Genomic DNA, 19932 nt, shown 5'->3' with positions numbered 1-19932 from the left:
CGTTTGAGCGTGATGCAGTCAGGAGCGGGCATGAACACCCGATCCTGACCGCCACCGGTCAACCGTTGAGGCGCAACTGCGGATAACGCTTCATGCTGATGGCACACCACAACAGCGAAAGCATCCCGATGGCACCGCCGACGTAGCCGACACTTGCCATATTCAGGTGGAGACTCACCTGATTTCCCAGTAGCGCACCCGCACCGATACCAATATTGTAGATCCCGGACAGCAGCGACATCGCCACATCTGTCGCATCCGGTGCCAGGGCCAGCACGCGCACCTGCACGGCCAGACCAATCACCATCATCGCCATGCCCCAGACAATACACAGCGTGGAAATCGCCAGCGTGTGGGTGGCAGACACATACAGTGACAGCATCGACAGCGTAATTAATGCAATCGCGCCGAGCAAAAAGGTTGCCGGATATTTATTGCCGTAAATGCTGAACAGAATACTTCCCACAATGCCCGCTGCGCCGAAAATTAACAGCAGGAACGTGGTGAAACCGCCGCTCAGTGACGCCACACTCTGAATAAACGGCTCAATATAACTGTACGCGGTGTAGTGCGCCGTTACTGTTACTGCAATCAGAAGATACAGTGCGACCAGCGCCGGGCGGCGAAACAGCATAGGAACGCTTTTCAACGATCCGGTATGTTCACTTGGCAGCTTCGGTAACAGTTTGACCAGTAACAGCATAGTCACCAGCGCCACCACACCAATCACCGCAAACGTGATGCGCCAGCCCAGCAACTGGCCAATCATACGGCCAATCGGCAAGCCCAGAACCATTGCCAGCGCGGTGCCCGTGGCCAGCATACTCAGTGCCTGGGTCTTTTTCCCCGGAGGGGCCACACGGATCGCCAGTGAAGCGGTAATGGACCAGAAAATCGCATGTGAAAAGGCAATACCAATGCGGGAGGCCACCAGGGTTGTGAAGTCCCACGCCACCGAGGAGAGAGCATGGCTGGCAATAAACAGCACAAAGATCACAATCAACAACAGGCGACGCTCGACATTACGCGTCAGCAACATCATTGGCAGTGACATCAGCGCCACCACCCACGCGTAAATCGTGAGCATCAGGCCGACCTGCGCCGTCTGCATGGAAAAACTGCTACCGATATCTGACAGCAGGCCCACCGGAACAAACTCCGTGGTATTGAAAATAAACGCAGCAATAGCGAGCATGACCACGCGTAGCCATGCGGTCTTACGGGAAACAGTAGTTGATTGCATTGAAGTTAGCGATGTGTTGAAGGAATGTTAACCCGAAAGAACAGGTCAAAGAATAACGTGGGGATATTGTCTTTTATTTATTCGCCAGATGAAATAAAAAAATCAATAAAATTGTAAATCAGAATTTTTATATAAGCCGGGGTTATGACGAGCGCTTATTTCCCTGTGTAAAAGTGTCTGAACGTTTATCTGCATCAATGTTTGACGCCAATGCGGCCAGGCCGCAGAATCGCGCAGTAATTCAACTCATCAGGCAGCAGCAGAGGAAAGGTATACGTGAGCGTTCTGGATAATGCATTGTTGACGGACATCCTGCAGCAGGTCAGGCCATTAATTGGTCAGGGAAAGGTGGCTGACTACATTCCGGCTCTGGCCGAGGTGCCTGCCGACCGTCTGGGTATTGCGGTCTGCATGCTTGACGGCACCGTCTATCAGGCGGGCGATGCGCAGGAGCGTTTCTCCATCCAGTCGATCTCCAAAGTGCTGTCACTGACGCTGGCGCTGACGCGCTATCAGGACAGTGAAATCTGGCAGCGGGTCGGCAAAGAACCCTCCGGCCAGCCGTTTAACTCGCTGTTGCAGCTCGAGTTGGAGCAGGGTAAACCACGAAATCCGTTTATCAATGCCGGCGCGCTGGTCGTGTGTGACATGCTGGAAACCCGCCTTACCGCGCCGCGCCAGCGTATGCTGGAGGTGGTCAGAAGCCTGACCCAGGAGCCGGACATTGCCTATGATCGCTATGTGGCGCGTTCGGAGTATGACCATTCCGCGCGCAATGCCGCTATTGCCTGGCTGATGAAGTCTTTCGGTAATTTCGACAATGATGTACCGAAGGTACTGCAAACCTATTTTCATTACTGCTCAATGACGCTGAGCTGTGTCGAACTGGCGCGCTGCTTCCTTTATCTTGCTAACCACGGCAAAGGTCTGGGGCAGGAGGAACCGCTGCTGACGCCGAAACAGACGCGACAGATCAATGCGTTAATGGTCACCAGTGGTATGTATGATGGCGCGGGCGAATTCGCCTGGCGCGTTGGCATGCCGGGTAAATCGGGCGTCGGTGGAGGTATTGTTGCGGTGGTGCCGGGGGAAATGAGCATCGCCGTCTGGTCGCCGGAGCTGGATGGTTCAGGCAACTCGCTGGCCGGAACAGCCGCGCTGGAGCTGCTGGCGGAGCGTATTGGCCGGTCGATATTTTGATGCCGGATCCGGTCTACTTCAACAGCGATTAATCACATAGCGTAATCAATGATTGATCGTGGTCAACGACCGGTTTAGCATGAATTGCTAATATTTTGCGCAGCGAAATAATACGACGCTCCACACAGCAATCCATGAACCTGAGAGGATAGGTATGACTATTCAGGCACGGCAGTTAACGCTTAATCATCAATTGCGCCAGTTTGGCGCGCTGGTCAAACTGGCTATGATCCGTTCCACGCCACAGAGTGTCGAAGTCTGGACCATGAGCGGCAATCGTCTGCGTTTCAGACCGACTCAGCAGGTTGAGGCCCAGTTCGTCGCATGTTAAGCCCCGCTTTGTGAAGATCGCCCGACACCGCGGTAACGGTGGGGTCGGGCTCCTGACCCTCATTCGATTTGTGCGTGTTAATAGTGCTGCCGTTTCAGCTCGTCTGAGCTGCCATTCTGCGCCGTGACATCAACGTCCGCACCACCAGTAACAGCATAATCAGCCACTCCGCTGCCAGCGCAGTCAGCACCGCATGCTGGTAATGACCCTGCATGTGCAGCGCCTGACTGAACACGGTGCCCAGTAGCATCGGCCCCAGACCGAACGCCGCCTGCTGCACTGTCGACAGCATCGCACTGCCTGCGCCAGCATGATCTTTCGATACCTCAGCCAGACCAATGCGGAAGAAACAGCTGACGATAAACGATTGCCCAAAGCCAACCAGTATCGTCGCCGGGATCAGGCTTCTCACTCCAATCTGCGGCCAGTCCATGTTGAATGTCAGCATCAGCGCAAGCAGTCCTGTCATCTGCACCAGACAGCCGATCAGCAGCGTGTTAACTTTGCCCAGCCGCTCGACAATCCGCGTCGACAGTAATGAACCGATAAAGTAAGCCACGCCGAGAGCAATAAAGGCATTACCTGACTGGAAGGCGTTCAGACCCAGTCCCGATTGCAGCGTCAGTGCCACCACAAACATGAAGCCACTCCAGCAGGAGAAAAACAGCACGGCAATCGATAAGCCGAAACGCACGCTGTACAACCGCATCAGCGCTGGCGGCAGCAGTGGGGCGCCGCCCTGTTGTTCAATGCGCTCTTCTACCTGCCACAGGCGTTTCAGGAGCAGGGGGAAAGCAGCGAGCAGGGCAATACAGGGCCACGACCAGTGCAGCAGCGGGCCTAACGCCAGGGCGACCAGCAGACAGCCAATACTTCCGGCCAGATACAGCGTTCCAGCCCAGTCGATGGCTACGCGCTGCGGCTTTTTCGTTTCAGGAATGGTGCGGGGTGCCATCAGTAAAACCAGCAGGCAGATGGGAATATTAATCAGAAACACACTGCGCCAGCCGTAACCGCCGGGATTGGCGTTAATCAGAAAACCACCCAAAACCTGACCAATGATAAAGGCCATGCCGCCAATGCCGCCGTACAAACCGAGCGCACGCGAATGTTCGCGCCCGTGCAACGTAACATGCAGGGTCGCTAAGATCTGCGGCACGACCAGCGCTGCACCAATCCCCTGTAGAGCGCGTGCCAGTAATAATGTCCACACATCCGGTGTGATGCCGCACAGCAGGGAAGCGATGGCAAACACCACGACGCCGATGCAGAAGATGCGGCGGCGGCCAAAGTTATCGCCGAGCCGGCTTCCCATCGCCAGGCTGACGGCAAAGGCGATGCCGTAGATCGCGACGATCAGCTCCAGTTGAATAGGGCTGGCGTGCAGCGTGGTGGACATGGCATCAAGTGCCACATTGACGATGGAAAAATCAATCATCGGTAACAGCTGACCCGCTAACAGCACTATCAAACCGCTGTGGCCGAGAGTGGTGGAATCAAAACCGCTTTTCATGATGCGTAACCCTTGTGTTAATCAGTATCCGGGCATAGCATCAGTGAAATCTTAAACGGGTACCAGTTCTTGATTATCATAGTACCTGCACTACCTGCCTGAGTGGAGTGCCCCCCAATGAGTGAGATTCCGCTGTCGTTGAGCAGCAGTGAAAAAAACCGTCAGCTGCTGGCCACATTTTTACGCAGTCGTCGTGAAAGCATTGATCCGGCGCGGCTGGGAATGCCGCACCATCGCTCACGTCGCACCCCGGGCTTACGCCGTGAAGAGGTGGCTCAGCTGGCGGACGTGGGCGTGACCTGGTACACCTGGCTTGAGCAGGGGCGTGAGATAAAACCCTCGCCGAAAACCCTGGCCGCAATTGCCACTGCGTTACAGTGTAACGAAGCCGAGACGCAGCACCTATACCGGCTGGCCGGGCATCCCATGCCGGCCACTGCGGCAGCGAAAACCTGTGCCAAGGTCTCGGCGCATGGGCAGATCCTCCTCGACCACCTCAACCCACTACCGGCCATTATCCAGACGCCGCGCTTCGATATTCTCGGTTACAACCCGGCATGGTGCCGCCTGATGAATGTCGACCTGGAGAGCATCGCGCCAGAAGACCGTAACTGTATTCTGCTGGCCTTCACCCATCCGCAATGGCGGCAGGCGGTTGCGGATCAGGAACAGCTGATGCCGCATATGGTGGCGCTGTTTCGTACTCAAATGGGGGAACACCTCGACGACCCGCGTTGGCAGGAATTACTGGAACGTCTGTTGTCCGAATCCGATGAATTTCGCGCCATGTGGCAACGCTACGAGATCCGCGCCATCGACAATCATGTAAAGCGCTTTTACCATCCGGATGTGGGCATTATCACGCTGCGGCAGAATAACTGGTGGTCTGCACCGCGCAACGGCGACCGTCTGTTGGTGTACATTCCCAACGATGAACAGAGCGCGGCGGCACTCAAAAAAATCACCGATTGACTCTCTCAAGGCTCAGGTATTCCTGAGTCAATCATGAAACAGGACAAGGACAGGAAGTGACTATGAATCAACACCCTTCAGTCGCGGTACTCGGACTGGGCGCTATGGGCCACGCTTTTGCGGCTAATCTGCTGAAAAAATCATTTCACGTTTCCGGCTGGAACCGCACGCGCGCACGTGGTGATGATCTGACGGCTGACGGGCTGGTGCTGTGTGATACCCCCGAACAGGCGGTGGCAGATGCGCAGGTGATCATCGTGATGCTTTCGGATGGTGCCACCACACTGAAGACCTGTGCGCAGATCCTGCCGGTGCTGAAACCGGGTGCGGTACTGTGCCAGATGGGCACCATCGGCGTTGACGCCACACAGCAGCTGATTGACAGCATTCACCAACAGCGCCCGGATGTGGTGCTGCTGGATGCCCCGGTATCCGGGACCAAAGCCCCCGCAGAGCAGGCACAGATACTGGTGCTGGCCAGCGGCGATCGTCAGCGTGCTGCCGCCATTGAACCGGTGTTTGCAGCGATTTCCAAAGGCGCAAAATGGCTGGGTGAAGCGGGTGCGGGATCAAAAATGAAACTGGTGGCGAACGCCTGGCTGGTTTCCGTGATGCAGGGCGTGGCGGAGAGTACTCAGCTGGCGCAGCAATTTGGCTTCACCCCGGATGATTTCTGGCAGGTACTGGAGGGCGGCCCGCTGGCGGCACCCTATGTGAAAGGCAAGCTGGCGATGATCGCCGCAGGGGAATACCCGGCACAGATGCAGCTCACCTGGGCGCTGAAGGACGCAAGGCTGGCGCTGGATGCGGCGGGCGACCGACCGATGCCTGGGCTGCAAACCATTGCCACCCAGTGGCAGGGTGCCGTCGATGCGGGTTATGGCGATAAAGATCTGTCTGTGGTCTATCGTTACCTGCATGAGCAGCATAAAAAGTAATCTGACAGGCGGGCAGGGCGCCGTGTATAAATCCCTGCAAATCATCATGATATGGTCAATAGCCCATAGTGCTTAGCCGGGTGCTTCATAAATGTGTCAAAGTTTGTTATATTATTAAACTCATATGTTTTATATTTGACTGATTTTTAATGCTTTTATTGCAGTGATTCGTTTCCAGATGAACAGAAAAAAGCAAGGATCACATAATGCTTGATATTCGCTTTCCCACCGCATTACAAATGGTGTTATGTATCGCCAAGGCGGATGGCGAGGGGCAACGTTGCACCAGTAAAATTCTCGCCGATGGTTTAGATGCCAACCCGAGTTTTGTGCGCAAAATGATGGTGCCACTGACGCGTGACGGCATTATTATCTCGACGCTTGGCCGCTGCGGGACGATCCGTCTTGGACGCCCGGCCGATCGCATCACGCTGTGCGAAATTTATACGTCAGTAATTGAAGATAAACCGTTGATGGCAGGGCGCCCGGACGTTCCGGCGCTGTGCGTGGTCAGCGCAAATGCCTGCTGGTATTTCAAAGAACTGGCAAGAGAAGCCGAGCAGGCGTCTCTCGATGTCCTGGCTAAACGCACGGTCGCTGATGCGCTGCGTGACATCATGCAGCGCGACTGCATCAATCCGGATCAGCGCTGCGCCTCCTGAGCATCGTCTCAAGCCCCTGTACTCACCGCGTACGGGGGACTTGTCTTTCTTAACTTATTTCTGAAAATCCACAATTGACGATCCCCGATCGCGTTAACGATCGCACTTAATGCAACAATAAAACTTGCATTAAAGGGATGGCTGCCTTACCGTAATTAAATGCATTCGTGATAGTTGCTCTTTAGCATTCACCACCAACATTCATTTATAAATAGTGACCAATAAATCAGGGGATTTCCGATGAGCCATGATGATTTTATTAACGATCTCGTCAAGTGGATCGATACACACATTGAAGGGAAAATGGATTTAGACACCGTTTCTGCCCGTGCCGGTTACTCAAAATGGCACCTGCAACGTATGTTTAAACAGCACACCGGCCATGCGCTGGGTGAATATATTCGTGAACGCCGCCTGAAAAAATCCGCTGAACGTCTCGCAAGGGGCGGTGAGCCGATTCTGGACGTGGCCATCAGTTTTGGTTTTGATTCTCAGCAGTCATTTAACCGCAGCTTCAAACGTCAGTTCGGTCAGTCACCGGGCGCATGGCGTCGTCAGGTTCAGATTGCAGCCCACGCAGCCTGATAGCAGCATCCCCCTGACAGGTGAGCGGACAACAGTTTGTCCGCTCACATGAGTCACTTTCGCGTAAGCTGCCCAGCCTTGTGCCCACTGCAAATACCGCCCAGTCCCGATTTCCCCCCCCCCCTCATTTCTGCCGCCACCTTCAGATGATCGTCGCTGACGAAAATAACAATCACGCATTCAGCATTGCAGATTGATGTTATCCATCTATGTATAAACCATTGCCAATATTGATATTTTACCGCCAGCTCAAAACACGGAATATTGTTCTTATAAGACAGCAATAAGGAGAAGGGCAGCGCCCTTCGCCGCGCGTCCTGAACCCGTTACGGAGCAACCATGACCCAGATCACCTCACTACCGATCCTCGACTTCTCGCAGCTGGATGGCAATGCCGAACAGCAGCAGGCGTTTTTACAAAAACTCAGCCGCTCCGCGCGCGATGTCGGTTTTTTCTACCTGATCAATCACGGCGTTGATGCAGCACTGTCGGCGAAGGTACAGCAGTTGTCTCGTCAGTTTTTCGCCCTGTCGGACGACGACAAGCAGCAGGTATCGATGATCCACTCCCCGCATTTTCGCGGCTATAACCGCGCGGGATCGGAACTGACGCGCAGCCAGCCAGACTGGCGTGAACAGTTTGATATCGGTGCTGAACGCCCGGCGCTGGCGCTGCAATCGGGTGAAGCAGGCTGGAAGCGCCTGCAGGGACCGAACCTGTGGCCGGAAGCCTTGCCGGAACTGAAGCCCACGCTGCTGCACTGGCAGCAGGAGATGACCGCCATGTCTCAGCGACTGCTGCGCGCTTTCGCTCAGGCACTTGAGCTGGCCCCGGATGCCTTCGACCCGCTATACGGCGAAAAACCTAACGAACATATCAAGTTGATCCGCTACCCCGGCCAGACGGCAGAAACCACCAGTCAGGGCGTGGGCGCACACAAAGATTCTGGCTTCCTCAGCTTCCTGTTGCAGGACCAGCAGCGCGGTTTACAGGTGGAAGTGGAGCCGGACCGTTGGGTGGATGCTCTGCCTTTGCAGGGGGCTTTTGTGGTCAATATCGGCGAACTGCTTGAGCTGGCCAGCAACGGCTATCTGCGCGCTACCGTCCACCGCGTGGAATCCCCGCCCAATGGGCAGGACCGTCTGTCGATTGCCTTTTTCCTTGGCGCACAGCTGGATGCCGTGGTGCCTGTTTTCACGCTGCCGGAAGAGATTGCCCGCCTGGCACAAGGCCCGGCGAGCGATCCGCTCAACCCGCTGCTGCGTGACGTCGGCTGGAACTATCTGAAAGGCCGGTTGCGCTCCCATCCGGATGTCGCAGCCCGCTGGTATCAGGAATTACAACAACAACAACCTCAACACACCGCTTAATGAAAGGAACTGCAATGATCAAACATGCTCCATTTTCTCTGGCAGGGATCGCGTTATCCATGACACTGGCTTTTTCAGCTCAGGCGGCGGAGGCGCTACGCATCGCGGCTGATGCCGTGCCGCACGCTGAAATTCTTAACTATGTGAAGAAAATTGACCCGTCACTCGATCTCAAAATTATTGAACTGACCAGCGGCGTCAACGCCAACGAACTGCTGGCGCATGGCGATGTCGATGCCAACTATTTCCAGCACGTGCCGTATCTGCGCGATCAGGAAAAAGCGCTGGGGCAGACCTTTACCGTGGCCGCCACGGTGCACATTGAGCCGCTCGGCATCTATTCACATAAAGTGAAAAACCTGAAAGACGTGCCGAACAAAGGGACAGTGGCGGTTCCGAACAACGTCACCAACCTGAGCCGTGCACTTTACCTGCTGCAAAGCGAGGGGCTGATCACCCTGAAACCGGGCTTCAACGATCCGGCAAAAAACCAGGCAACGCCGAAAGATATCGCGACTAACCCGAAAAACCTGAAAATTCTTGAAGTGGAGTCGCCACAGATCCCACGTTCGCTGGATGATGTCGATCTGGCGATCATCAACGGCAACTATGCGCTGGAAGCAGGGCTGAACCCGGCAAAAGACGCACTGGGCCTGGAAAGCGCCAAAAATAACCCATATGCCAATATCCTGGTCACCACACCCAAACTGGCTAATGATCCGCGCATCAAACAGCTGGCGAAAGATCTGGAGTCGAAGCAGGTCGCTGAGTTTATTCAGCAGACTTATAAAGGCTCTGTGATCCCGGTCGCAGGGAAATAATATGATTGATATCGAGAATGTCACCCGGCGCTACAGCCCAGACCAGCGCCCGGCGCTGGATAATGTCTCGCTGACCATCCCCGATGGTTCGATATTTGGCATTCTCGGCCGCAGCGGGGCGGGGAAAAGTACCCTGATCCGCTGTCTTAATCTGCTTGAACGCCCCGACGCCGGTCGGGTACTGGTCGATGGACAGGACATTACCCGCCTGAGCCAGGCCGCCTTGCGCCAGCAGCGGCAGCGCAGTGGGATGATTTTTCAGCATTTCAATCTGCTGCACTCGCGCAGCGTGGCGGGTAATGTGGCTGTACCGCTGGAAATTGCCGGGGTGAAAGCCTCACAGCGGCGGGTACGCGTGGCAGAGCTGCTGGATTTAGTCGGGTTGAGTGATAAAGCGAACGCCTTTCCTACTCAGCTTTCCGGTGGTCAGCAGCAGCGGGTCGGTATTGCGCGTGCGCTGGCTGCACAGCCGGGATATCTGCTCTGCGATGAAGCGACAAGCGCCCTCGACGTGGAGACCACGGCATCGGTGCTGGCGCTGTTACAGCAGATTAATCAGCAGTTTGGTCTGACCATCGTGATGATCACCCATCAGCTGGAGGTAGTGAAAGCGATTTGCGATCGTGCTGCGCTGCTGGAGGGCGGTAAGATCGTTGAGAGCGGGGCGCTGAGCACGCTCCTGCGTCAGCCGGACTCAGTACTGCGTAAAGCATTGCTGCACGATCCGCAGGCAGAACACCGTTTCCTGCAACGTCATGGCATCCACGGAGGTGACCTGTGCGCGGTAGCCTAGACCTGAATGAGCTGTGGGAACTGATGTCGGCGGCCACGCTGGAAACCCTGTATATGGTGGCGCTGGCCGGGCTGTTTACGTTTCTGATCGGCCTGCCGCTGGGTGTGCTGCTGAAGGTCGGGCGTCACGACGGTATTCTGCCGCTGCCGCGCCTGAATGCGCTGCTGGGTGCGGTGGTTAACGTCGGTCGTTCTCTGCCGTTTGTGGTGCTGCTGATTGCGCTGATCCCGCTGACGCGCATCATTGTCGGGACCACGCTGGGCAGCAGTGCGGCTGTCGTGCCGATCACCATTGGTGCCATCCCGTTTTTTGCCCGCATCGTCGAAAACGCGCTGGATGAGGTCAATAAAGGACGGATTGAAGCCATCGTGTCAATGGGCGGTAGCGGCTGGCATGTGGTCGGCAAAGTCCTGTTGCCGGAAGCGTTACCCGCACTGCTTGCAGGCATGACGCTGACGCTGGTGATGCTGATTGGTTTCTCTTCGATGGCAGGCGTGATTGGCGGCGGCGGGTTAGGGGACCTGGCTATCCGCTACGGTTACCAGCGTTTTAATCAGCCAGTGATGATTGGCACCGTGGTCGTTTTGATCCTGCTGGTGCAGGCCGTACAGATGGTGGGCGATCGCCTGGTGCGACAGCTGGCTCATCGCCGTTAATTCAGCAAAATCTGGCGCCCGCATAGTATACTGTCTGAATTCGCTTCATTTTTTTCCTTCAGACAGGATTGGTCATGGAAATACGGAACGTTAATCGGGCGCAATTATGCCAGGTCACCAGCTACGGCCTGATTTTTATTGCGCTGTTCGCCATCTTCCCGCTGCGTTTGTTGCCCTGTTTTCTTGCCGGCTTTATCGTTTATGAAACCATTCTGGCCCTGACGCCCTTAGTGGAACGTCTGGTGAAAGGGCCGATTGCCCGCTGGATCAGCATTATGTTTCTTAGCGTGGTGATTATTCTTTCGCTGGTCACCGGCATTACCAAGCTGATCGGCTTCCTCTTGCATGACTTCCAGAACCCTGCCGCTTTCCACGCCACAGCCACTAAGCTGCTGGAGGATGCCCAGCACACGCTGTCGCCCGTGATTACGCGCTATCTGCCTTCGGACATCGATGAACTGCAGAACCAGGTAGTGACATGGCTGCGTGAACATCTGGTGGTGGTGCAGACCTTTGGCCGCAGTGCGGCACATACCTTTGCCACCATGCTGATTGGCATGCTGCTGGGCGCGATCATCTCGCTGCGCACCAGCAGCGGCATCCGCCCTGAGGCGCCGCTGAAGCAGGCAATGCTGGACCGCTTAACCACCCTGGCGGCGGCGTTTCACAATGTGGTGTTTGCACAGATTAAAGTGTCGCTGGTCAATACCGTCCTGACCTGCGGTTTCCTGTTCGGCGTGTTGCCGATGTTTGGCCTGCATTTCCCATTTGCTAAAACCGTCGTGGTGCTGACCTTTATCGCCGGGCTGCTGCCGATTATCGGTAATCTGATTTCCAATACGGTGATTGTGCTGATCGGTCTTTCTATCTCGCTGGAAGCCGCGCTGATTGCCCTGATTTACCTCGTGCTGATCCACAAGCTGGAATACTTTATCAACGCGCGGATTTTTGGCAGCCGCATCAGCGCCAAAACCTGGGAGATCCTGTTAGCGATGCTGGTGTTTGAATCGGCCTTTGGCCTGGCTGGCGTGGTGGCCGCCCCGGTCTATTACGCCTACCTGAAAGCGGAGCTGCGTGCCAGCAGACTGATTTAGGGCTATTTTACTTGCGCTATGCTGGCCGGGAAACTTCCCGGCCCTGACGGATAATCCATGTCGTTATTGACCACGCTGCTTCATCAGATCTTTATTTCCATGCCGCTGTTTGTGCTGATCGCTCTGGGATGGCTGCTGGTGCGCTGGCGTCAGTGGCCGGAGAGTATCACCACCGCCATTAACCGGCTGGTGTTCCGCGTGGCGCTGCCTGCCATGCTGTTTCGCCTGATGTGCGACTTCAGTGATGGGCCGCCGGTGGATGCCCGCCTGCTGATTGCCTTTTTCGGCGGCTGCCTGCTGGTGTTTATCATTGGCCGGGTGGTGGCATCTAAGGTGTTTAAGCTGGATGGCGTAGCCGGATCGGTGTTTGCCCTCGGCGGGATTTTCTCCAATAACGTGCTGCTGGGCCTGCCCATCGCCCGCGTGATGCTGGGTGACGAGGCGATCCCCTCCGTTGCGCTGGTGCTGGTGTTTAACGGCTTAATTCTCTGGACGCTGGCCACCGTTTCGGTGGAGTGGTTCAGGCACGGGGCGCTCAACCTGAAGGGCTTCGGCAATACCGCGCTCAGCGTACTAAAAAATCCCCTGATTATCGGCATCCTTTCCGGCACCTTATTCAGCCTGACCGGGCTGCCGCTGCCTGTCTTGGTTGATCAGCCCGTGACCATGCTCGGTCAGATTGCCGTGCCGCTGGCGCTGGTGGCACTCGGCATGAGCCTGGCGGGTTACCGAATTAAAGAGGGGCTGGCCATCAGCTATGCGCTGAGCGCTATTAAGTTGATCGTGCAACCCCTGGTCGTGTGGGGCCTGGCCTGGATGATTGGGCTGCCGCCGATGGAAAGTAAAGTTGTGGTACTGCTGGCCTCCATGGCCGTGGGCGTGAACGTGTATTTAATGTCGCAGCAGTTTAACGCGCTGACGGGGCCTGCGGCGACGAGCATGCTGTTGACCACGCTTTTTTCGGCAATTACCACGCCAATTCTGATGCTTACGATGGATTGGGCGTATGGGTGAGTGAGGGGAAATGTGGGGGTTATAAAGCTCTTCTGCAAAACCCGGCAGTTTTATACTGCCACGACCGTCCATTCCTTACCCCGATCATCATTATATTTATCAGTCATTGACCTGCTTTTATGGCCCAAAAGAGTCTGTGTATCGATACCCTGATCCCGGTATAAGCGTTCTGATAATGAGCGCTGTTCATTGAAACTTGGCGGCGTTCCAGATGACCAGGAAAGCTCAGATTTATCACGAGCGCGTGAGAAGGTAATCGTTATCGAGTGCTTCTTGAGCTTTTCACCAGGTTTGCAATTTCCCTGAGAATGCCGTTGATGTAATATCCACGGGCTAAGGATTGAATCCCTGCAAATCGCGATCACCTCTCTCAAAGACATCCCGATAGCGTCGCAACGAAGCGAAAGCGGTACGCCACCACCGGCCGATCGTGGCGTGTATGCAGACGTTGCACGCCTGGTAGACACCCTGTTTTCGAACCTAAAGCAACTTTTCCCAGCATCCGTCAGCACTGATCTGCGCGATCCCAGGGATGAGGTCGCCGCTAAAAGACAGTGGATCACCGGCCTTTCGTGTTATGGAAAAAGAGTGAGCTTCAGTCAGGATTTGGCGTAATCGACAACTATGCGCATTGACCAGAGGGCATTTGGTATTTTACTCAGCTACTACTCTCACCCACGCAAGTTCGTGTGCGGGCGTAAGGGGGAGGGCTGGCGCAGGCCTTCAATGAGCACTTGCCGCAATGAAATTAACGATATTCTCAATGCAAGCCTGTTTCTGCTCTATCAGCCACTGCAAGATGCTTTTAAAAGTCGTAAACGTGTTAACAAAATAACGCATGTTGCATGGAACAGTGATGACAATGCCTTATCCATTTAGCCATAATAATGACATATGCTGCTACTTTAACGTTCAGCAATAAAAAAGCCCCGGGATTAACGCCTGGGGCTTTTTTGTTTGTCATTTTCGGGGCTGCTACTATTCTTAATCTTGTAGCAACTCAATGCGCCGCCCTTTCGATGGATTGATTCATAATCAGAGACGATAAACAGGCGCACCATATTCAAGGCTCCGCATATGCGGGGCCCAGGGCTTCGATACTAACTTTCTGCTCTACTAACTGCCGTCCAGCAGCTGCTTATATTCCTTTCTTGGCATGTATTAGCTATCTCTGCGCCGAAGGCAGTGCGTGTTTTTTCAATATTATCATTGGTCACATGACCTCCTTTTTCGCCGTTATTTCTCCAGTGACTAAAAAACAGCTTCTCGTTTCCATTATCAATAGCAGCTCGGATAGCTGTCTGTCTGGCCGGCTGTTTTGATGGGATAGTTTCTGGGATGCTGTTTGAAAAGCTAGTGAAGAAATCTGACGTTTTGAATCGGTTGGCAGGGTCAGGCGTGACTCCCAGGGCATCCAAAAGATCCTTGTAAGCTGATTCTGGACGGATGGCCGTGCCAATTTCAAATCCAGGTTGAACATTCACAATGAAAGCGCACTTGTGCCCAATTGCGCCGAACAAAAGTTGGAATGGCTTCCTATCTATCAGAAAAAGGATATCAAACACGGTCTTGTTATGTTGATATTGAAATCGAGAGCTAGTTATCTTTTTGGACATCATGTCCTTGTACAGCTCTTTAAGCTTAGATAAATACATTAGGGATCCTTATTTTTTAGGTTCATTAATGACCATAACTCTAAATTACTACGATTTAAAGTGCTGATACATAAGATGTAAATTAGCAATGATTCAAAACCATCTTTGATCTGTATCACGCGACCATAATCGATACGATCCCCAAGACACCTTTAACGATTGGCAAGCTTCTGGGAGTTGCTGTTCTTTAGGCATCAGAAGATTCAAAGGCTCACTTCGGTGGGCCTTTTTTAATTCCTTTCCCACCCACACACGGCACCACGGCAATGCCGGAGGTGGAGCATGTATCGAATGAATCAACGTGCAGACTTTGCAATGAATGGGGGCAGCATCGTGACGTTTATATCCAGCGTCCTGGGCCTGTCCACACTTGAGCTCGTATATGTTGTGACGGCGATAGCAGGCGCTCTCATTGCATTGCTCGGCTACCTGGATAAACGGGTTACAGAAAAACTAAAGCGGAAAGCAATTGAGGAAGAACGCAGTAACGAGAAAGAACGCCTGCGCCTCGACCGCATCCGCGCCCAGGCTGTGATTGATTACCTCAAAGGGAGTGGTGACACTCCATCAGTTAACCGATCGCCCGAAGTTATCAAAGGCATCAACCGTGTGCTCGACGAAGCGAAGGATTGACCAATGGCAAATCTGAAAACAAAGCTGAGTGCTGCTGTTTTGGTGCTGGTGGTCGGTGGTGCGTCAGCTCCGGTGATTTTGGATCAGCTTCTTGACGAGAAAGAGGGCAATCGCCTGGAGGCTTATAAAGACGGCTCCGGTATCTGGACAATCTGCCGCGGCGTGGTCCGAATTGATGGCAAGCCAGTTACTCCTGGCATGAAGCTGACTGCCGAAAAGTGCAGCGCAGTTAACGCCAATGAGAACCGCAAGGCACTCGCCTGGGTTGCTGCTAATGTGCGTGTTCCGCTGACTGAGCCGCAGAAGGCCGGGATTGCCTCGTTCTGCCCGTACAACATCGGCCCCGGCAAATGCTTCACATCGACGTTTTACAAAAAGCTCAATGCTGGTGACCGACCGGGTGCCTGCGCTGAGATTAAGCGCTGGGTGCATGACCGGGGGCGAGACTGCCGGCTGACGAAAGGCCAGGCGAACGGCTGCTACGGCCAAGTCGAGCGACGGGATCAGGAAGCTGAATTAACCTGCTGGGGGTTGGATAAATGAATTTCACCGACCCATTATTCTGGATTAACGCTCTCATGTGGTCTTGGTTCTTCATCTGGTTACCAATGAGCTGGCGCTCACACATCAGAGAAATGAAGCGTCTGTTGGTGGTGCGAAGGGGGTTCCGCTTCCAGAACCGCTATGAAGCAATCAGGAGCATGAAATGACCTTCGACTGGCGCACCATGGTTTGGGGTCTGCTTCTTGTCATTGCGATAGCTTCGGCGAAACTGGCGAGCTATTACCACGGACAGGCAATCGCCGCCGATGGTCGCACCACCACCGCAGAGACCCTAGCCAAACAGCGGCAGGAAACCATCACTGATATGCAGACACGCCAGCGCGATGTTGCCGCTCTCGATGCCAAATACACGAAGGAGTTAACCGATGCGAAAGCTGAAAATGATGCTTTGCAGCGCAAGCTTGATCGCGGTGGTAGGGTGCTCGTCGCTGGTAACTGTCCGAAGCAAACAACCGGCACCGCCAGCGTGGATAATGGAACCACCGTCGAACTCTCTGACATTGCTGGACGAAACGTTCTCGGTATCAGAGCCGGAATCAAAAACGACCAGTCAAAAATAGCAGCTCTACAGCAGTACATCACTGAGCAGTGCATCAAATAACACAGCGCCTTAATGTTTAAGCAAGACTGCCAGTGATGCATAATCCTAGCTCGATGCATATCAGGTGAGCGATCTATGGAAATAGACATTGGAAGTTTTACGCGCGTTGAGGAAAATACTGTCTATGCAGAAGTAACGATTTACACCGATCCGAATTCCGGTGGTGAAAACGTATCTCTGTATCTGAAGTTGCCTTATCAGGTGGATACAACGCTAGCTGAGCTGGAAAAGTTAGCCAGAAGCGAGGCCATCAAACAAATGCGAGCTGCTGCCGATTGGTTAGCCGAAAACTCTGCTTAGATGTCGAGGATTTCATCACAAGGCCCATTTGCGAGTGGGTCTGATGATGAATTCTCCGTCAAGGGATAACGGTTAGCCACGCTGTGAAGCGTTGCATATGCAACTTGCACCAATTCGATTAGATTAGTAGGATAAAGAAAACGCATCTTAAGAAAGGAAAAAACTGTATACCTGAGCACAGTTAGGGTGTTCACCTTAGGCTAATTTGCCGTTGCGAACGTTGTTCGCTTTTGAAGAAAGGTATAGAAATGCGTACAGAAGATGATCTGAAAGAAATCAAGGAAAGCTTACATAGGATCGCTTATGGCGGGCCGTCTACAGGAAACCTTTGGGCTATCATTGCACAAGTCGTGGTTTTTAACTTCGGGCTTGTTTTTATGATTTATGAACATTCAAAGGGATCTATTGGGTTATTGTTTGCGCTAGTTTATGGTATATCCGCTGCTTTAATAATTTTAAGTAGATGGAACTTAATACCTCTATTTATATGCTATGTATATGTGAGTTTATGCTGGTCCATTATTCCTTTCGGCTGTTTCATGGATGCAAAACATCCAATTCTTGCATGGGGTGGTGGTGCAGTAGTCTTTGCCTTTTCTATGTGGTTGCACATGTGTTATGTGACAGATGATATTTTTAAAGGAAAGATAAAACGCAGGAAAAAAAAGTAAAAGGCTCCTCAATTTTGCTCATTAAGGGCTCGCTTCGGCGGGCCTTTTTTATTGGGGTCTATATGACCGATACCTACCGCATCACAGTAACCACAAAGTCTGGTGAAACCCACGAAGGCCTGATGAACCGATCATAGCCTGAGATGGTTAATGGCTTCATCGGTTTAGCCAAAGAAGACGCCTCATGGGTATAGTGCTCAAGATGGGGTTCGTGCCGGAGTAGTTAATTACTCTTTAATGATAGGGTCGTGGAGTAAGTAATTTTAGGGTGAAGGTGATTTTTAGTTGGGGTAAAGGTCGCTGCCGTTGCGGCACTTGCCATCAACTTACCTTTTGACTCAAGGGTTCTCCTTACGAGACACCCAAAGAGCATAAGCAACTTAACTCTTGGTGGGGTCTGCATGTCACCGTACCTGTAGATTGCAATAGGTTGACCATTTTCATCCCATGTTTGCAAGTGATGGTCATCAAGACTGATATCCGTATGCGAAGTTATTCGTAAACATGATGCCTCAATAGCATCAAGCAAAGATGCGCTTATTTTGTCTTTGCCAATTTCGTGGGCCATGTCATTCCTTCCATCGTTTAGTGCCTTGAGTGCATCAAAGGTGGGGCCTGGCAATCCATGGTGCTTTGCACAATTAAGTTTTGAAAAATAAGACATTTTACATTTATCTTTATCTCTACTTTCACCACTAAAAAGATCTCCTTCATTTATTGCTGCGCTTATGTATCCCTGCAAAAATCGCTCTGAAATGAGATGAGTTCGCAATAATACGCCAACGTCATCATCACTTACCGAGGCAGCAATCATTGAGTCTGGCACCACTCCATTGTTAAATATCGAGTCGAAAAGCTCAAAGTTCATCATTTTATCCATAGGTAAATCCATGGCACTCACCGACAAACAAGAAATGTTCTGTCGCGAGTACCTCATTGATTTGAATGCCACGCAAGCGGCTATCAGAGCGGGGTACAGCGATAAGGCCGCAAACAGAACCGCATCTAAAAACCTGTCTAAACCTGACATTCAGAACAGAATCGCTGAACTAAAGTGAGTGATCAACATATAATTTACCCTAATGTTTTATATTGTTTTTTCTTCCAATTAATTAGCTTATTGCCATTAGGATGCATGGCGTGCCGGGCATCGTAATGGCTCTAAACAAAGAGATATCACATGGCAAAACCGGACTGGGGGGCCATTCAGAAAGAGTTCCTCGCCGATCACGCCTTATCAGGAATATCACCGAAGGAGTGGTGCGAGGCGCGGGGTTACAACTACTCCACGGCCCGCCGCTACATCAAGCACCCTTCTGCGCAAAGCACTGCGCAGGAGAAAGTGCGCAGTGCGCAGTCAAAGCGCAGCGCAAAACAACTAGTTGCTAATGACAACCTGAACGACCAGCAGCGTCGGTTCGTTGCCGAGTACCTCAAAGATAACAACGCAACACAGGCCGCTATCCGCGCCGGGTACAGCGTTGCGTCTGCCGGGCAACTTGGATATCAGTTGCTTCAAAAACCTTCAATAATCGACGCCATCACTGAGCAGCAGACTGCGCAGATGTCCCGCGTGCTGATTTCGGCGGATACCGTTCTTTCGCAGATGTGGCAACTGGCCACGTTCGACGCTAACGACCTGTCGCAATATCGAAGGGGCTGCTGTCGATACTGCTGGGGCTTCGGCCATAACTACCAGTGGCGCGATATGGTCGAGTTTGACGAGAAGCACCTTGAGGCGATTGAGCGAAAGCAACGTGAACCAGTTGAAGCAGGTGGCTACGGCTACGATGCAACGAAGCCCGCTAATCCCGAATGCCCTCGCTGCAATGGCGAGGGGCTGGGCCGTACGTATATTCAGGACACACGCGAACTGCCGCCGATTGCCCGCCTCGCTTACTCCGGTACGAAGGTAGGCAAAAACGGCATTGAGCTGGCCAGCATAAGCCGGGAACGGATGTTCGAAGCGGTGGCGAAGCGGCTCGGCCTGGCGAATACCGAATTCACGCAGAAATTGCAGCAGATCGAAATTGAAAAGCGTCAGCTTGAGATCGAGAAACTGCGCAAAGAGTTGGCAGAGGATGGCGATGACAGGCAGCCAACGCCAGTGCAGATAAATATAAACGTAGTAGACGCGAGGGCAGACGATGGGGATCAGCCCGACGCTTAATATCCCGCAGGCGCGATTTCTCGCGATGCCGCATAAGTTCAAGGCTTACGTGGCCGGTTTCGGCAGCGGCAAGACGTGGGTAGGAGCAGATGCACAAGCCAGCATTGATCAGCCTCAGTCTGATGTAGCTGCTGGTCGTAAGCTG

Annotated in this window: 23 protein-coding genes and 3 pseudogenes; 21 read left to right on the top strand and 5 right to left on the bottom strand. The window is 53.2% G+C overall.

All coding sequences use genetic code 11. The features are described 5' to 3' along the window. Window positions 1–58: 58 nt before the first annotated feature. Entirely contained in the window at window positions 59–1243 is a 1185-nt protein-coding gene (locus HHI26_RS02650; protein ID WP_133845009.1) for a sugar transporter, read from the bottom strand. Window positions 1244–1519: 276 nt separating this feature from the next. Here HHI26_RS02650 and glsB point away from each other — a divergent pair, with 276 nt between their 5' ends. Further along, window positions 1520–2443: a glutaminase B gene (gene glsB / locus HHI26_RS02645; RefSeq protein WP_133845007.1), complete on the top strand. Its 924-nt coding sequence runs from the start codon at window positions 1520–1522 to the stop codon at window positions 2441–2443. 154 nt (window positions 2444–2597) lie between these two features. Further along, the gene (locus HHI26_RS02640; RefSeq protein ID WP_159337159.1) at window positions 2598–2774 is read left to right on the top strand and encodes a hypothetical protein; all 177 of its coding nucleotides are present in this window, start codon (window positions 2598–2600) and stop codon (window positions 2772–2774) included. Between the two features lie 94 nt (window positions 2775–2868). On the opposite strand, the gene HHI26_RS02635 is transcribed toward HHI26_RS02640, so the two are convergent. Beyond that, window positions 2869–4287 (bottom strand): MFS transporter, encoded by a 1419-nt coding sequence (locus tag HHI26_RS02635; protein WP_159337158.1) that lies wholly within the window; start codon window positions 4285–4287, stop codon window positions 2869–2871. 117 nt (window positions 4288–4404) lie between these two features. Here HHI26_RS02635 and HHI26_RS02630 point away from each other — a divergent pair, with 117 nt between their 5' ends. The 10 genes from HHI26_RS02630 to HHI26_RS02585 all read left to right on the top strand — a co-directional run bounded on the left by HHI26_RS02630 (window position 4405) and on the right by HHI26_RS02585 (window position 13193). After that, the gene (locus HHI26_RS02630) at window positions 4405–5259 is read left to right on the top strand and encodes a helix-turn-helix transcriptional regulator (RefSeq protein WP_133845003.1); all 855 of its coding nucleotides are present in this window, start codon (window positions 4405–4407) and stop codon (window positions 5257–5259) included. A gap of 62 nt (window positions 5260–5321) precedes the next feature. Further along, a complete protein-coding gene (locus HHI26_RS02625; protein WP_171148549.1) occupies window positions 5322–6197 on the top strand; it encodes an NAD(P)-dependent oxidoreductase in 876 nt (291 codons plus the stop codon). A 206-nt stretch (window positions 6198–6403) separates the two neighbouring features. After that, a complete protein-coding gene (locus tag HHI26_RS02620; RefSeq protein ID WP_133845000.1) occupies window positions 6404–6859 on the top strand; it encodes an Rrf2 family transcriptional regulator in 456 nt (151 codons plus the stop codon). Between the two features lie 240 nt (window positions 6860–7099). Beyond that, window positions 7100–7444: a helix-turn-helix domain-containing protein gene (locus HHI26_RS02615; RefSeq protein WP_133844997.1), complete on the top strand. Its 345-nt coding sequence runs from the start codon at window positions 7100–7102 to the stop codon at window positions 7442–7444. A 339-nt stretch (window positions 7445–7783) separates the two neighbouring features. Beyond that, entirely contained in the window at window positions 7784–8815 is a 1032-nt protein-coding gene (locus tag HHI26_RS02610; protein ID WP_171148548.1) for an isopenicillin N synthase family oxygenase, read from the top strand. Between the two features lie 14 nt (window positions 8816–8829). After that, window positions 8830–9636: a MetQ/NlpA family ABC transporter substrate-binding protein gene (locus HHI26_RS02605; RefSeq protein ID WP_133844993.1), complete on the top strand. Its 807-nt coding sequence runs from the start codon at window positions 8830–8832 to the stop codon at window positions 9634–9636. Between the two features lies 1 nt (window position 9637). Beyond that, window positions 9638–10429 (top strand): methionine ABC transporter ATP-binding protein, encoded by a 792-nt coding sequence (locus tag HHI26_RS02600; RefSeq protein WP_133844991.1) that lies wholly within the window; start codon window positions 9638–9640, stop codon window positions 10427–10429. A gap of 23 nt (window positions 10430–10452) precedes the next feature. Next, window positions 10453–11085, top strand: coding sequence for a methionine ABC transporter permease (locus tag HHI26_RS02595; protein WP_159337299.1), 633 nt, complete (start codon window positions 10453–10455; stop codon window positions 11083–11085). 74 nt (window positions 11086–11159) lie between these two features. After that, entirely contained in the window at window positions 11160–12179 is a 1020-nt protein-coding gene (locus HHI26_RS02590; protein WP_171148547.1) for an AI-2E family transporter, read from the top strand. A 57-nt stretch (window positions 12180–12236) separates the two neighbouring features. Continuing rightward, complete coding sequence (locus HHI26_RS02585; RefSeq protein WP_171148546.1) at window positions 12237–13193, top strand: AEC family transporter; 957 nt, start codon at window positions 12237–12239, stop codon at window positions 13191–13193. 50 nt (window positions 13194–13243) lie between these two features. On the opposite strand, the gene HHI26_RS25665 is transcribed toward HHI26_RS02585, so the two are convergent. Further along, window positions 13244–13573: a hypothetical protein gene (locus tag HHI26_RS25665; protein WP_346775673.1), complete on the bottom strand. Its 330-nt coding sequence runs from the start codon at window positions 13571–13573 to the stop codon at window positions 13244–13246. 73 nt (window positions 13574–13646) lie between these two features. Between HHI26_RS25665 and HHI26_RS25430 the strand changes: the two are divergent. Then, window positions 13647–13754 (top strand): annotated as a pseudogene (locus HHI26_RS25430) (replication protein P); the annotation flags it as partial. A 57-nt stretch (window positions 13755–13811) separates the two neighbouring features. After that, a pseudogene (locus tag HHI26_RS25425) lies at window positions 13812–14072 on the top strand (antiterminator); the annotation flags it as partial. Between the two features lie 221 nt (window positions 14073–14293). Here the strand turns inward: HHI26_RS25425 and HHI26_RS02575 are convergent. Continuing rightward, on the bottom strand, window positions 14294–14848 hold the full coding sequence (locus tag HHI26_RS02575; protein WP_133844960.1) for a DUF6037 family protein: 555 nt from the start codon (window positions 14846–14848) through the stop codon (window positions 14294–14296). Between the two features lie 291 nt (window positions 14849–15139). On the opposite strand from HHI26_RS02575, the gene HHI26_RS02570 reads away from it, so the two are divergent. The 5 genes from HHI26_RS02570 (at window position 15140) to HHI26_RS02550 (ending at window position 17617) form a co-directional block, all read left to right on the top strand. Continuing rightward, the gene (locus tag HHI26_RS02570; protein WP_133844958.1) at window positions 15140–15481 is read left to right on the top strand and encodes a hypothetical protein; all 342 of its coding nucleotides are present in this window, start codon (window positions 15140–15142) and stop codon (window positions 15479–15481) included. Window positions 15482–15484: 3 nt separating this feature from the next. Then, a complete protein-coding gene (locus tag HHI26_RS02565) occupies window positions 15485–16024 on the top strand; it encodes a lysozyme (protein ID WP_133844956.1) in 540 nt (179 codons plus the stop codon). Between the two features lie 163 nt (window positions 16025–16187). Continuing rightward, a complete protein-coding gene (locus HHI26_RS02560) occupies window positions 16188–16646 on the top strand; it encodes a lysis protein (protein WP_133844954.1) in 459 nt (152 codons plus the stop codon). A gap of 75 nt (window positions 16647–16721) precedes the next feature. Then, entirely contained in the window at window positions 16722–16946 is a 225-nt protein-coding gene (locus HHI26_RS02555; protein ID WP_133844952.1) for a hypothetical protein, read from the top strand. 248 nt (window positions 16947–17194) lie between these two features. Then, complete coding sequence (locus HHI26_RS02550) at window positions 17195–17617, top strand: hypothetical protein (RefSeq protein WP_133844950.1); 423 nt, start codon at window positions 17195–17197, stop codon at window positions 17615–17617. Window positions 17618–17840: 223 nt separating this feature from the next. Here HHI26_RS02550 and HHI26_RS02545 read toward each other — a convergent pair whose 3' ends face one another. Next, the gene (locus HHI26_RS02545) at window positions 17841–18497 is read right to left on the bottom strand and encodes a hypothetical protein (RefSeq protein WP_133846493.1); all 657 of its coding nucleotides are present in this window, start codon (window positions 18495–18497) and stop codon (window positions 17841–17843) included. 10 nt (window positions 18498–18507) lie between these two features. Here HHI26_RS02545 and HHI26_RS02540 point away from each other — a divergent pair. Beyond that, window positions 18508–18672, top strand: a pseudogene (locus tag HHI26_RS02540) (terminase small subunit); the annotation flags it as partial. A gap of 125 nt (window positions 18673–18797) precedes the next feature. Beyond that, window positions 18798–19787 (top strand): terminase small subunit, encoded by a 990-nt coding sequence (locus HHI26_RS02535; RefSeq protein ID WP_171148545.1) that lies wholly within the window; start codon window positions 18798–18800, stop codon window positions 19785–19787. The last annotated feature ends 145 nt before the right edge of the window (window positions 19788–19932 follow it).

It is taken from the genome of Erwinia sp. JH02 (genome assembly GCF_013074405.1).
Classification (GTDB): domain Bacteria; phylum Pseudomonadota; class Gammaproteobacteria; order Enterobacterales; family Enterobacteriaceae; genus Erwinia; species Erwinia rhapontici.
Note: the sequence above shows the minus strand (reverse complement) of the source record. Positions and strands in the feature narration are given on the sequence as shown.